The 13,241-nt window shown below is 58.1% G+C and carries 11 protein-coding genes; 7 read left to right on the top strand and 4 right to left on the bottom strand.

Annotated features, from left to right (window positions below):
• Positions 1-143: 143 nt before the first annotated feature.
• The 3 genes from QT222_RS15965 to QT222_RS15955 all read left to right on the top strand — a co-directional run bounded on the left by QT222_RS15965 (position 144) and on the right by QT222_RS15955 (position 5,148).
• Entirely contained in the window at positions 144-3,572 is a 3,429-nt protein-coding gene (locus tag QT222_RS15965; protein ID WP_491477727.1) for a baseplate J/gp47 family protein, read from the top strand.
• Between the two features lie 70 nt (positions 3,573-3,642).
• A complete protein-coding gene (locus QT222_RS15960) occupies positions 3,643-4,038 on the top strand; it encodes a hypothetical protein (RefSeq protein ID WP_491477726.1) in 396 nt (131 codons plus the stop codon).
• A 147-nt stretch (positions 4,039-4,185) separates the two neighbouring features.
• Entirely contained in the window at positions 4,186-5,148 is a 963-nt protein-coding gene (locus tag QT222_RS15955; RefSeq protein ID WP_491477725.1) for an AAA family ATPase, read from the top strand.
• A gap of 41 nt (positions 5,149-5,189) precedes the next feature.
• On the opposite strand, the gene QT222_RS15950 is transcribed toward QT222_RS15955, so the two are convergent.
• From QT222_RS15950 to QT222_RS15940, 3 genes are read right to left on the bottom strand one after another with little or no spacing between them, the layout of a single operon-like run.
• Entirely contained in the window at positions 5,190-5,666 is a 477-nt protein-coding gene (locus tag QT222_RS15950; protein ID WP_491477728.1) for a DUF7519 family protein, read from the bottom strand.
• Positions 5,667-5,688: 22 nt separating this feature from the next.
• On the bottom strand, positions 5,689-7,671 hold the full coding sequence (locus QT222_RS15945) for a DUF7269 family protein (protein ID WP_491477724.1): 1,983 nt from the start codon (positions 7,669-7,671) through the stop codon (positions 5,689-5,691).
• Positions 7,668-8,438 (bottom strand): DUF4129 domain-containing protein, encoded by a 771-nt coding sequence (locus QT222_RS15940; RefSeq protein WP_004056480.1) that lies wholly within the window; start codon positions 8,436-8,438, stop codon positions 7,668-7,670. The genes QT222_RS15945 and QT222_RS15940 overlap by 4 nt, the downstream gene beginning before the upstream one ends.
• Positions 8,439-9,145: 707 nt before the next feature.
• Between QT222_RS15940 and QT222_RS15935 the strand changes: the two genes are divergently transcribed.
• From QT222_RS15935 to QT222_RS15920, 4 genes are all read left to right on the top strand, one after another.
• Positions 9,146-10,072 (top strand): ABC transporter ATP-binding protein, encoded by a 927-nt coding sequence (locus QT222_RS15935; protein ID WP_491477723.1) that lies wholly within the window; start codon positions 9,146-9,148, stop codon positions 10,070-10,072.
• Positions 10,065-10,847 carry a hypothetical protein gene (locus QT222_RS15930; RefSeq protein WP_491477722.1) on the top strand — a complete coding sequence of 261 codons (783 nt, stop codon included), beginning with the start codon at positions 10,065-10,067 and terminating at the stop codon, positions 10,845-10,847. The genes QT222_RS15935 and QT222_RS15930 overlap by 8 nt, the downstream gene beginning before the upstream one ends.
• Positions 10,848-10,930: 83 nt before the next feature.
• The gene (locus tag QT222_RS15925) at positions 10,931-11,635 is read left to right on the top strand and encodes a hypothetical protein (protein WP_004056477.1); all 705 of its coding nucleotides are present in this window, start codon (positions 10,931-10,933) and stop codon (positions 11,633-11,635) included.
• Positions 11,636-11,721: 86 nt separating this feature from the next.
• The gene (locus QT222_RS15920; protein ID WP_004056476.1) at positions 11,722-12,429 is read left to right on the top strand and encodes a DUF8071 domain-containing protein; all 708 of its coding nucleotides are present in this window, start codon (positions 11,722-11,724) and stop codon (positions 12,427-12,429) included.
• A 58-nt stretch (positions 12,430-12,487) separates the two neighbouring features.
• Here the strand turns inward: QT222_RS15920 and QT222_RS15915 are convergent, their stop codons facing one another.
• Positions 12,488-12,670 (bottom strand): hypothetical protein, encoded by a 183-nt coding sequence (locus tag QT222_RS15915; protein WP_004056475.1) that lies wholly within the window; start codon positions 12,668-12,670, stop codon positions 12,488-12,490.
• Between the last annotated feature and the right edge of the window lie 571 nt (positions 12,671-13,241).

The following is a 13,241-nucleotide window of genomic DNA, read 5'->3' as shown; positions in this document are numbered from 1 at the left end:
ACCAGGCGGGGCGGAGGAGTCGGCGAGATAGTCGTCGAAGTGCCGTCGTCCGAATCGTCGTGGGCATACACGTACACAGCCACCGTCGAGGACCGCCGCGGACGGACAGCCACCAGCGACACGACCACACAAGGAGGAAACTAATGATGTTTGAAAGCGTCGAACGACGACTCGTCTCGCTCGAATTACCATCGGCAGACAAGAAGGCACTCGGAAACATCCCTGCGCAGGTTCGGTCCTTCCATCACGGCGAACGGACGGCCGACCTCGGGACGCTCGGGGACAACTCCGGAAGAATCGTGCTCTGGCCCGACCAGAACGAGCTTAACGGCGCGAGTCGGGTCGAGTGGTCGATTAGTTCCGGGATATCAGCGCCAGAGGTGTCGTGTTCAGTTCCAACCACAGGGACCGGAAGCGGCGGTGACGGATGCAGTGGCGGTGCCGCCGGAAATAACGGCGGAATCTACGTGTACGCCGGTCAACCGGGTGAGTTCTACGTCCAACTGTTCGAGGTCACGGGCAGCGGGCGAAACCGACAGCGCGGCGAGGAACTCGGCTGGCACCTCCTTTCGGTCCCGCAGTTCGTCCACGTCACCACTGACCAGACGTTCCGTGACCGGGTGGATGCGCTGACCAGTCGCCTCTCCGGAAGCGGGAACACCGACGACAAACGAGAGGCAGTGCTCGAAAAGATACAGCGCGTCGCGGCCCACGTACTCCGACCGGCCAACGTCCGGTTAGTGTGGGGTGACCTCGGTGACTCGCTTCCCGTCCAATTCGACAAGAACGCCTCGGGGACCCGAAATGGCCTCGTCACCGGCGTTCCGGTGTCGAGCGGACTCCCCGGGTGTGCGTCCGACCACCTGATTACGGTTACCCTGGAAGGCACCGGCAGCAACGTCACCGTAAACGAGTACAGTCAGGTGCTCTCGGATGGGTCACCCACTGGCAACGTTGCGGTTGCAGACGGGCTTGCACCGGTTGGGAGCAACGCGACCGCAGCAACCGTCCGGAACCATCTAACAGGCCTCACAGATGCCGAGACACAAATAGAACGCGCGACACGGTGGCTCGGTATCGCAGTCGCTCGAAGCGTTCTCACGGAGTTAGGTATCGAGGAGAACGAACCAGTAGACTCCTACGACGATGCAGTCGAACGTGCACTGTACGAACGCGCACTGCTCGAAGGGGACATCATGAACTCCTCACCCCAAAATCCGCTCCGTGACCTGCTCGGAATCCAGACCGGTGGCGGCTCTACGACCGACCTCGTCGAAGCATACCGTGCTGAATTCGATGTGACTGTGGACCAGTCGGGCCTGCTCGACGTGCTCGAACAGACGACGCCGTTCGACGTACTCGTTGGTATCGTCGGCACCAACCCCAACGACCCTACCGCACAGGACGGCACTCTGGACCAAGTCGAAGACGAGATTCCGCTCGGCCCACCGTATGGGGGCTGGCATCTTCGGGCTGGCGACAACGATGCCGGAAGTGGGACTGCGACGTACGAAGGTTCACAGCGGACGAATCCCGATGAACTGCCGTCGAGTGATGAGCCGGGGTACATTCGTCTGCTCCAAGACGACCTTCGGCTGCTGGGAATCGAATTAGCGCCGGCCCCCGGCGAGAGTGGGAGCGGCGAGATGGGCGACCCATCAAAAGGGGATGTGGACGATTCAGCAGCCCTGTTCACCGAATGGGCGCTCCGGGAGTTCCAGATTGCGCTGTCGTATCCGCAGGCAGCGGTCCACGTATTCAAGAACGAGGACGTGTACGGCGAGAATCTCGAAGCGATTCCGAACCCGACCAGAGTAACCTCGACTGAGTCGGATGGAAGTTTCAATATGGAACCCGCAAAGCGAGTGGTGACCGGGGTCCTCGACTCGCTTACGGGTGACCGACTCCGAAGGTGGCGGTTCCGTCGGGCGCGGTACCCGATAGTGGTCGAGGCACGCGATTCGGGGACGGGTGCAGGGACGGGAAGCTATCCCAATATTGCCACCGCGGACTACGACAACGACGGAACCGACGAGGCGCTGGACAACGTCTGGCGTGCCACGCAAGTCGAGTCGGTAACCCCACGAGTGTTCGTTCGGGACCTCTCGGAGCACGCCGACGTCACGCCGGACGAAGAAGTCTCTGCTGGGCTTCGTCTCCACACGCTCGGCGACCAAGGGGTCCGAAGCGGGAGCCCTACAGGGCCGCATATGAGCGGGTCAAACCACGGGCAGGTCCCCGTCGTACCATCGAATTTCCATTCGACAGCGGAGGAGATATCCGACCTCGGAAGCGACGAACTCGCGGCGTTCAAGGCCGTCGCCGCCGCGACGTACCAGGAGTCAACCGGCTACTTCGATGTCGTGAACTGCTACGACAACCAGGTACTCTCCCAACCACTTTGTCACTACGTGTTCGGTCTCGGCACCAACGCCGAGAAGGTTGGCGAGTGGCCGGGGTTCCTCTCGTACCTGCACGACCAAGACGAGGACCTGTACATGCGATACTACGGCTCGCGCGGAGTCTGGCCCTCGCGTGTCTACGGGAAACCGAAGGATGGGAGCAACGTTGCGGAGTACACGTGGCGGAACAGCGGCAACCACATCGGGGCCGCGTACTTGCTCCACCGGAAGACCCCGGGTAGTGACCAGATTGACGGAGACCTGGCAATCCGAGGACGGACGGGCAAAAACGACACGACCGTCTCCAAGAAAGACCGCCGTGCGTACGCCCAGTGGTTCCGAACGTGGCATTGGATGTACCGAGTGGTCGCGTCCATCAGAGGTGACGAGACCATGCGCCGGCGCATCTACGAGTTCGCAGTTCGTCGAGCCGCGGACCTCGACGACGTAGAAGGTCTCCCGGAGTCGGAGTTCGGCGTGGCGATGGCGTTGCGGTTGCACATCTATCGACCGGGAACCGGTCTCGATATGCTCCGAGCGGCCGCAGGCGAGTCGAACGAAACCGACCGTATCGAGGCGATGCTCGACGTGCCCCCGTATGCCACGGCGACCGGAAGCGTCGAGTTCACAGTGAACAACGACAGCGTCACCGTCCCCGCAGGGACGACCGTTCGAACTGCCCCGGATTCCGACGGCAATCAGTTCGACTTCGAAACGACCGCGCAGGCCGCACCAGCGGCTGGCTCAACAACGGTAACGGCGAACATCGAAGCAGTCAATCCCGGCGACGAGTACAACGTCGGCGCGGGGCAGATATCACAACTCCCAACGTCTCCCGCGGGCGTCCAGAGCGTCACGAATCCCAATGCGACGACCGGCGGTGCGGGGACTACGTTACGCGATGAAGCCGAACAGGCAGTCGAGTGGCCGGGTGGAGCAGTCCCCGGAATCGGCACGTCGGAACTGAGCGACCTCGGTTCCCAGCAGTCCCACGGCTTCGACGTCGACGGCGACGGAAGCACCGACGTAACACTCACGAGTCGGCTGTCGACGGCAACCGGCTTCCCCACCGGTTCCGACCTCGAAACAATCGCGGCGGCACTGCCGCAACGCGAGAACACGTTCAGCAGCGAACCAGCGGACCGGCCGTGGGAGTGGGTCGAAGACTAAGACGAAGGCTTTTCGATGGGGTGTGAAACCAGCAAAAAGCTATTTTTGTAAGCGCGGACACGAATCGATGATGGACTCGCGAGGACTCCCTGTAGTGCTAGCCGTACTCGTCCTGCTTTCCGGCTGTAGTGCTCTCACGCCCGACTCCGGGCCTCGGTACGACGTTTCTACAGAGATAGTTACAGTGAATGACTCCCAGTCGCGCGTTATCGCAATCACACCACTCGATGGCGAAATATTCCCGAAGGGTGATGAGATTATTGTCGACGGCGGATACGTGACCTTCACCGAGACATCGACGATGCACTACAACGGGACGGCATATCTCGTCTACGTCCCATCCCGGACGAAATTCGACCTCACACTGAAACTCGACGGAACAATCCATGGGCTCGACGATGCGAATTTCACCGTCAGCGAGGTTCGAATCACCGCACACGGCAAGACAGAAACCCACGAGTTGTAAATCGTAATCGGTGCTCCGGTCCTGAGACACTGCTGTAGTGCCACCCTATCCAAAGAGTTCGACTAGGCGGTACTCACATCCTATCGTTTTACCTTAAACTGACTACCATCCAACGTTTCTATACGATTCCAATTCGTACGGGAATTCATGGACCCCGCTTCCGCAACGGAGTACTGTGAGTCCGTTCTGGAATCAGTCGAAAATGCGGTTGTCGCCGACCGAGAGTTCGTCGAAACCGTACTCGTCGGCGTCGTCTCTGACGGACACATCCTCCTCGAAGACGTTCCAGGGACGGGAAAGACGCTCACAGCAAAGAGCTTCGCCACGGCACTCGGCCTCGAATTCAGTCGAGTACAGTTCACGCCCGACCTCCTCCCGTCGGACATCGTTGGAACCCACATCTACAACGAAGCAGCAGAACGCTTCGAGTTTATCCGTGGCCCAATCTTCGCGAACGTCGTCCTCGCCGACGAGATAAACCGTGCCCCGCCGAAGACGCAGGCCGCACTCCTCGAAGCAATGGCCGAAGGGCAAGTGACCGTCGACGGCGACACCCACCCGCTCCCGGACCCGTTTTTCGTCATCGCAACCCAAAATCCCGTCGAGAGCGAGGGTGTCTTCCCGCTCCCAGAGGCACAAATCGACCGCTTTACCATCAAAACGACAATCGGCTATCCCGAGACCGAAGCCGAAAACCGACTTCTCCGCCGCCGGACAAACAGAGACACGTCGGAACCGACTGTGACAACTGTCCTCTCACCTGAGGAAGTTCGTGACCTACAATCCGTCCCGGAGTCCGTCCGCGTTCACGACGACCTCCTCTCATATATAACCAGTATCGCACAGGCGACGCGAAACGACCCGCAAGTCAGAGTAGGCGTCTCACCGCGCGGGACACAACGACTCCTCGAAACTGCCCGCAGTCGCGCCGTATTCGAAGGCCGAGAGTTCGTCAAGCCCGCCGACGTGAAAGCAGTCGCCCGCCCGGTACTCGCTCACCGACTGGTTCTCACTCCCGACGCCTCGATTGAAGAGACCAGTAAGTCTGACGTGATTTCGGACATTCTCGACACGCTCAGCGTCCCGAAGGTCTCACTCGGGAACGCCTGACGTACACGTAGGGGAGAAGGTGAAAGAGAAGATGACTCAACTCATCTCTGAAGTGCGAGCAGCAATGCAACGACACCGACGAGAAGCGCAACAAGCGCAAGGACCGGCTGTCGGCCCGTCATGGTGAGAAACACCGCATAGCCAACGCTCGAACCGGCCGCGAACACGACACTACTGCTGACTGCGTGCACCATCTCGATTCGAAGGGTCGACACCCCGCTTCCGACCTCGTCGGCGATACTGAATCCGTTTTGCCCGACATCCCACGCGATGAGCACGAAGAATGCAGCAGTGAGAAGGAACAGTGGAGCCATCCCGAGCATCCCCGCGAGAATAATCGCAACTACGAGTAGAACGGTTCCAAGCGTGTATATTTCGGTGGACCCGCGGACGAGACCAACTAGGAGGAAGAAGACGCCAAGCGCGCTTGCCGCGAGCGTGTAGGTGGACACAGCAGTGATGACGAGTGTCGCGATAGCCGCTAGCAGCGCAATGCCACTACTCAGGAGTGGTGGCATCTCATCTGACAATCGCCGAGCGTTACGATTCACGATGCATCACCTCCGCAAACGGCTCAGACGGATTCCAATCGACGACGGGAATATCAACTCCACGAAGGTCACTGAGTCGGAGTCGCCGAGTGAGTGATGCGTATGCAGTGCCACAGTCGAGCGTAGAAGTCGCCGATGCCGGTGCCGTCGGGTCCGGACTGATTACCGAGACCGCATAGCCGTAGGCGTCGAGTCGTCGTACGACGGCCGTCGCCTCGTCGTCGCAGAGTGGCGAGATGAAGATAATCTGTGTGTCCGGTCGAACGCGCTGATATAGCTCGCGGACTGCTTCGGTTGCGTCGAATTCGCCTTCTGGAGCGTTCCATGCGAATGCATCATCGCCGGACAGTGTCTCTCGAATTCGGCGGCGATGTACGTCGCCAGCGCTCGGCAGCAACCAACACGACCGCGGTGAGAGCGCCGCGATACCGACTGGGATACTGTCCGACAGTAGTTGAGACGCAAGCGCGTGTCCGGCGGTCACACTTCGTTGGACGATTGGTTCGTCACACTCACCCGCCGGTTCGAGGTAGGCTTCAGCCCGGGCGTCAATTACGAGTAAGACGTTCTCCAGGTGAGGCTCCTGAAAGTCGATTGTTGTGAACTCACCCGTCTTCGCCTTGCGCTTCCAGTCGATTCGAGACAGCGGGTCGCCAGGCCGGTACTCCCGAACCGAGTGGAACTCGACACCGGAGCCTTTGATTGCCGACCGCGACTGACCCGGATGAACCGTCGTCTGCTGTCGAAGTCCCACCTCGGGCATGGAACACTCCGACGGATGGCAAGTGATTGTTGTGGGCGAACTCCGATGGAGCGTTTCCCGCTTACGGACGCCGGACACGTCGCGCGTGATGAGTAGCGCAGGGTCGAACGCGTGGACACCATGGACGGCTTCGACGGTGTACGTAAACGTCGCCTCCTTTCCCGGTCGAAGCGCAGTGGTGAATCGTGGTGAGCCTTCCGTGACAGAGAGTCCAGCGGGCACACCATCGATAAGCCGGAGGTCTGCAATCGTGGCGTCGCCCGTGTTCTGAATCGAGACGGTTACCTCGACAGGTTTCTCTGGGTTGGGTTCGGCGTCGCTGACAGTTCTCGTGATAGAGACCGTTTCCGTCGGTGAAGGGACGATACGAGTGTACCCGGAGACGGTGATACCGAAGAGCGCAAGGAGCAGAAGCGCCGGGTGCAATGTGACGATACCGAGCCCACCGGCCGCAAGTGCTGCTGCGGTCACACCACGTGTTCGGTCCGTTGTGGATTCTCGGGAGTCCTCCGTCGTATCGGATGGCCAGTACCGCCGCGTCGTTACGGTCGGAGGGTCATTGAGCGACGTTCGCGCTGCGTCGGACAGCGCCGGTGTCACGTCGCCCTCGTCGAATCTGGTCGCGAGTTCGGCAACGGCGTGTCGCGCCCGCCGAGTAAACGGCGGTTCGGTACTTCGGAGTGAGCGCAGTCGCTGCCGGAGTGAGAGCGACGGAACGACATCGTCGGCGAAGAACGCCGCTGCGTGTGGGTTCTCAGTCCAACGTCCCTCATCCAACCGTGTCTCGATGTCCGTCCGCGTCCACCGTTCCGTTCGCGAGAGGACTGTAATCGCCATCTGTCGTAGTTCGGCACGGAGTGCGAGACGCGCTTCCGGGTCTTCCGCACGTCGGTCGGTCCACTCAATTGCTTCCAACCGTCGCGCAAACGCCGTTCCGGGGTGTTCGTATCGAGGACGGTTTTCTGGCGAAGGAAGTTCACTTGATTCCGTCTGTTGTCCGTCCTCGGATACCGACATCGAGCGAATCTCACCGAAGAGGTAGACTGCCGCGAGAACGACTGCGAGAACGCCGGTAAGAGCGATAGGGGCCGTTCGAACGACGCCAGAGAGGGTGACAGCACCACCGAGTGTCGGCGAGACGATGAGAAGAATGCCAACGAAGCTCGACAACAGGCCGAAGACGAGAATCGAACGATGAGTCCGGCTCATGGGTCCGGTGAGAGAGGAGAAGTGTCAGACTGAGATGAGACAGCAGACATATCCGACTCAGCCGAGTCGGTAGAAGAACCGGACCCAGTCGAATATCCGTCAGCCTGCCGAATCGACGCAAATGCATCACGAGCACGCTGTTCGCGCTCATTAGTTGGGGACGTCCCACCGTATCGCACTGCACAGAACACCTCAGTAATCGAGTGTACGTCGGACGCAGGGAAGCCAGCCTGTATTGCAGTCTGTGCCAGTTTCGTCGGCGTCTCGTGCGGTTTGTCCGCTGAACCGAGTGACGAGACCATCGCCTGCCACGCGCGATAGACATCGTTTGTGGGCGGTACATCTCGGGCGTCTGCGACTGGCGTGTATGGCTCCGGTTCGTCGACGGGCGTCACCAACTCGTCGTCGGCAACGACATCAGTGTGGGAATCATCGCTCGTAAGTCGCCACAAAACGAGTATCGCGCCGACAACGAGAAGGGCGACACCGACACCAAGTCGAGAGAGGGCACTGCCAGGTTGAGCACTGCTGTCGAGGCCATTTGTCACATCCGTCTCGGGAAACACGAGATTAATGATTGGTTGTCCACCAGGGCTGTCTGTTTGTTTGGCTTTTCCTTCTTGCTCGTGGAACGTTACCGGGGTGTCCGCGGACCCCGCTTGATTCGGGTTGGCTGGGTGTGCAGATTCGAGTGTACCTGCAGCGACGCCGAGGACCGCGAGAGCGAACACGGTAATGAGGAGGGCAACGACGTGGGACCGATTCATAGGTGAATAGGTTCTATCAATAAGTCAATTCGGATAGGTATAAGAATACTACTCATACGGCTCGATTACAGCCTCGTCGGAGCGTTCTGCTGGTATTGAATCGGTTATAGAGCGGTATTCGAGTTCGAAAAGTACTCTCCCAGCAGACAACGATACGGCTGTAACTGCCATTGGTCCAACTAGATTTCCAATGGCGGCGTTGTTTGTTGCTTTCGACTGTTATGTACCGTAGTTCGCTCTCGTTCTCTCACTTAGTCGTGCCGAGCACGCGCCGAAGCACGCCTAACACGGCCAGTCCGAAAGCGGCCCAGAACAAGACTGAGACGGAACTACCGAAGTTACCGGAGCCACCGGAGCAAACTCCTCGGCGCGGCGCTGGATACGTCTCCAACGAGTCGGAACACGATGGTGAACGGTCTGCCGAATTCGTCGCCCTGTTGATTTTGTCGCCTCCCATCCTTTCTCTCGTACCGGAGTTGAGATGATAGCTCTCGGCACGATTGGACTCGAAGCGGGTCTACAGAAGGCCCCGCTAACTGTGACTCTCGGAGAACAACACCGAACATAATGATAACTTTTTAATAATTGTTGCCACATGGTAGGTCAAGAATAGTATCATGGAGATAGAGAGCACGACACATTCTAGACAATCTCCGCTTATCTCGGTCGAAGGGCTCAGAAAAGAGTATTCGTCCGGCGACCAGACAGTGACTGCAGTCGACGACGTCTCGTTTAACATCGAACGAGGTTCGATTGTTGGTATCCTCGGTCCGAACGGCGCGGGAAAGACGACGACGATAAAGTCGCTCCTTGGGCTTGTCGAACCGAACGCCGGACAGGTGCTGATCAACGGGGTGGATGTCTACGAAAACCGACGGCAGGTCTACAACTACGTCAGTGCGATGCTGGAGGGGTCCAGAAACGCATATTGGCGACTGACGGTCGAAGAGAATATGTCGTTTTTTATGAGTCACCGCGGTATCAATCCGCGAACGAACGCCGAAAAACGGCGTCGAATCCTCGAAGATCTCGACCTCGACGAGAAAGCGAACGTGCCCGTTCGAGAGCTATCGCGCGGGATGAAGCAGAAGGCCGCACTCGCATGTGTTCTCGCACAAGAAACTCCGATTCTATTTCTGGACGAGCCGACGCTCGGGCTCGATGTCGAAGCGACTCGGGCGCTCCGAAGCCACCTCTCTACGCTCGCCGAGGAAGATGGACGGACCATTATCATCAGTAGCCACGAGATGGACACGGTACAGGAGCTCTGCGACCGTGTGATCGTGATGACGAACGGGAGCATCGCTGCAGACAAAGAGACGCAGTCGTTCACGGACCTGTTTCAGGCACAAACCTACCAAATCGAGATCGAAGCGGCCGTCGCACAGAAGGATAGAACGGCCATCCAACGGCGGTTTGACACCGCTGAATTCACTGAACAGGGTTCAAAGATAGTACTAACAGTCAGACTGGAGCACGGGAGAGAGTTGTTCGAGTTGATGGATACGCTACGAGAACGAGGGGTAATTCCGGCGAAAGTCGATCACGTAGAATCGGACCTCGAAGAAGCGTACCTGCAAGTGACACAGAGTCGAAACGACAGAGCGGCGATGGAGGGCACGACCAATGGGTGACGTTCGAACGGCCGTGCTATTCGCGCGCGCATCACTCGTGAAATCGCTCACCGTGATGAAACGCTACCACGTGAACACCCTCGGGAGAATCCTCACCATCTACATGTTTTTCGCCGTGATGGTGTTCGGCGGACGAGCGGTCGCTCCCAACCTCATCAACGATTCGCTCACCGGAATCGTAGTCGGGTTCTTCATCTGGACGATTGCAGTTGGCTCGTACTCCTCCGTCGCGTCCGACTTGAGTCGGGAAGCACAGTGGGGAACGCTGGAGTTGCTCAGTATGTCGCCCGTCGGACTGGGTTCGGTCATGGTGATTAAATCGCTCGTCAACATGTTCATTAGCTTCGTGTTCGGGTTCGTGGTGCTCGTCCTCATGCTTCTGACCAGCGGCGCGCAGATTTCCGTCGACCTCGTGAGCGTCGTTCCGCTCGCGGTTCTCAGCGTGCTCCCGGTGCTCGGTATCGGCTTTTTCATGGGTGGACTCGCGCTCCTGTACAAACGAGTCAGTAGCATCTTCAACATCATGCAGTTCGCCCTGTTAGCGCTTATTGCCCTCTCTCCGGAGGTCAATCCGTTGGTGAAATATCTCCCGCTCACCCTCGGGAGCAATCTCATCACCCAAGTCATGGAACACGGGACGTCAATTACGGCGCTTCCAGTCTCGTCGCTGGTGACCCTCTGTGTCGTCGCGGGGGCGTACCTTACCGTCGGCTACCTTGCGTTCTCGTATTTCCAGACGAAAGCTCGACAGCGAGGGGTGTTGGGTCACTACTGAGCCCCCGTGTATACGCTATTTTATTCTTCGACCCACAGTTCTGAAAGGGAACTACCGAGTAGTACGCATAAATCCAGTCACACATGCCCGTCTACAACCGATCCTCCGCAACGGATATTCGAGTGGTTAACCAGTGGAACGAGGGTGTGAGTTGGCTAGCACATCCACACGAAGAAGGGGAGCGAGCGAGCCACGCAATCAAAGCTGACGACGGCGTATGGATTATCGACCCGGTGGACGGACCGGGAGTTGACGAATTGCTAGAGAGCCTCGGCGCGGTCGCCGGTGTCGCAGTGCTATGCAGTTACCATGCGAGAGATGCGGGAACGATAGCAGATCGTCACGGTGTGGCCGTTCACGTCCCACAGTGGATGGACCGTGTCGACGAGCGGGTCGATGCGCCCATCAAGCGCTACGAGGCGACGTTCGGTGAGTCCGGATTCCGAGTCCATCGAGTCGAACCGCTTTCGATGTGGCAAGAGGCGATTGCATACCGTGAGGCGGATGGCACGCTTATTATTCCGGACTTACTCGGCTCAGGACCGGGCTATACTGTCGGCGACGAGCGGCTTGGCGTGGTGCTTTCGCACCGACTGTTCCCACCATGGGATATACTTGGTGGGCTGGAACCGCAGCGCATCTTACTCGGCCATGGGGAGGGCGTGTTCGAAGATGCGTCGGAGGCACTCAACGATGCACTTACAGGTGCACGAAGGCGCTTTCCGAAAGCACTCATCACCCAATTTAGTACAAATGTGCGATTGCTTATTGGTGCAATGAGAGACTAAGTAGAACAATGAGAAGTGGGAGTTGGACAGGTCATGGAGCGAAATCGAGCGTAATAGTATTACGAGAGACGTGTTAATCGAAGTGTATGCCCACTAATACGTCCACCGTTCAGTCCGTTGCTGGCACCGGGCTCACGTATCTCGTGGCAGCGCTCGCGTTCATCAAGCGAGTCGGGGTGCTGACGATAGCTTGGTTGTACAACCTCCTGAAGCGTGTCTGGCGATTCACCCGTACAGCGACCACGTTCAGTCTGCGTCGAACGAGGGAACTACTCAACGGTCCCGTCAGAGACATCGTTACCGGTCCACTCCGTCGAGCGCTCTTCGGCCGCCGGGTGGATATCTCGTTGGGTGCCGTGCTGTTGGCTCCGATTATTGCCCTCGTGACAGCTTGGTGGGTCGGCTCGACGTTCGGCTACTACGCGCTCGAAGAGTGGGCTCTCGGGACGTGGAACGGGACGAACCCGACGGCACTCGTCTTCCTCGGCTTCGGGTTCCTTCTCGCTGTTGGCACGGTCAGTGCCGCGGTCAACAACGGACTCATTCCGACGGCAGTATTGGTCAGTGCGCCGATTTTCGGGGCGGCAGTCACTCGATATGGGACCGAAGTCACGTATCACTGGGGGACGACGATTGTCTCGCTACCGAACGCCCTGGGTGTTGCGACTCTCATCGCGCTGGGCGTGGGAACACCGATTGCGATTTGCGGGTGGCTGCTCGGCGTTGCGGTCCGGTCTCTGATACGATTCGTCGGGTTGCACCCCGAAGGAATTCCGCAGATGAGGAGTAATTAACAGAGCCAAAGCAACCCACTGACGAGTCGCTTCAGCGATAATTTACGACGCCGCTGAGTTACGCCGCTTGTCCAACCCGCTTCAGAATTTGGGGGGCGACAGTGAGTTCGAGAACCGCGATTCCCAGCATGAGCCACCGAGTGATGCCATCGACAAACGTGAAGGCTATAAAGACGAGAATCGCAGTACTGCTCAGACCGATTCCGTAGTGGACGAACGGGTTCGAAAGTGGAGAGCTCATACACAGACAGGGTGGTGGGAACGGTATATTTGTTATCATATTCTTCGGTAGATAGGTACTGCAGGGGACGTATGCAAGTCGGCATGGTGGACGAGTATAGACCACGTAGAGACGAGTTCTCGGGTTCTCACCGGGATAACTACCTTTGCAATTACCAGGGCGTGACTACAGAAACCAAAAGGAGACCCTGAAAGAAACTTCAGTTTGCGTTTTCGGTGGCTCATCTGCCCTCTGTCTCATCATTTTCAACGGTTTCCCGTCCAGTGGGGTGCGCCTACATGGACCCAGACTGGACTGTTTGCCGTGCTGGTGGTATGTTTCTGCTCGCGACCGCGTACGTTGCGTTCTGAGTATACTGGTAGTTCGCTCATCCGACAGCAAACGAGAGGAAAGACGCGGTGGTCGAGAGCTTCGGACAGAAAGACAACCGACCTATATGTATTTTATTATAATATAAAGGTGATAATTTTTTCGGAAAATATAAATATTTGCTCTGAATTTAAGTATGCAATAAGAATTATGTATCACGAGTCACATTCGGGAAGTGTATGTCGAAAGACAGAGATGGGAG

The organism is Haloferax sp. s1, from assembly GCF_058382125.1.
This window is presented reverse-complemented; position numbering and strand designations above follow the sequence as displayed.

Coding starts and splice junctions, on each gene's coding strand:
- QT222_RS15920 (WP_004056476.1), top strand. CDS start 11,722: ATGCCCACTAATACGTCCACCGTTCAGTCCGTTGCTGGCACCGGGCTC.
- QT222_RS15950 (WP_491477728.1), bottom strand. CDS start 5,666: ATGCCACCACTCCTGAGTAGTGGCATTGCGCTGCTAGCGGCTATCGCG.
- QT222_RS15915 (WP_004056475.1), bottom strand. CDS start 12,670: ATGAGCTCTCCACTTTCGAACCCGTTCGTCCACTACGGAATCGGTCTG.
- QT222_RS15930 (WP_491477722.1), top strand. CDS start 10,065: ATGGGTGACGTTCGAACGGCCGTGCTATTCGCGCGCGCATCACTCGTG.
- QT222_RS15945 (WP_491477724.1), bottom strand. CDS start 7,671: ATGAGCCGGACTCATCGTTCGATTCTCGTCTTCGGCCTGTTGTCGAGC.
- QT222_RS15960 (WP_491477726.1), top strand. CDS start 3,643: ATGGACTCGCGAGGACTCCCTGTAGTGCTAGCCGTACTCGTCCTGCTT.
- QT222_RS15965 (WP_491477727.1), top strand. CDS start 144: ATGATGTTTGAAAGCGTCGAACGACGACTCGTCTCGCTCGAATTACCA.
- QT222_RS15925 (WP_004056477.1), top strand. CDS start 10,931: ATGCCCGTCTACAACCGATCCTCCGCAACGGATATTCGAGTGGTTAAC.
- QT222_RS15955 (WP_491477725.1), top strand. CDS start 4,186: ATGGACCCCGCTTCCGCAACGGAGTACTGTGAGTCCGTTCTGGAATCA.
- QT222_RS15940 (WP_004056480.1), bottom strand. CDS start 8,438: ATGAATCGGTCCCACGTCGTTGCCCTCCTCATTACCGTGTTCGCTCTC.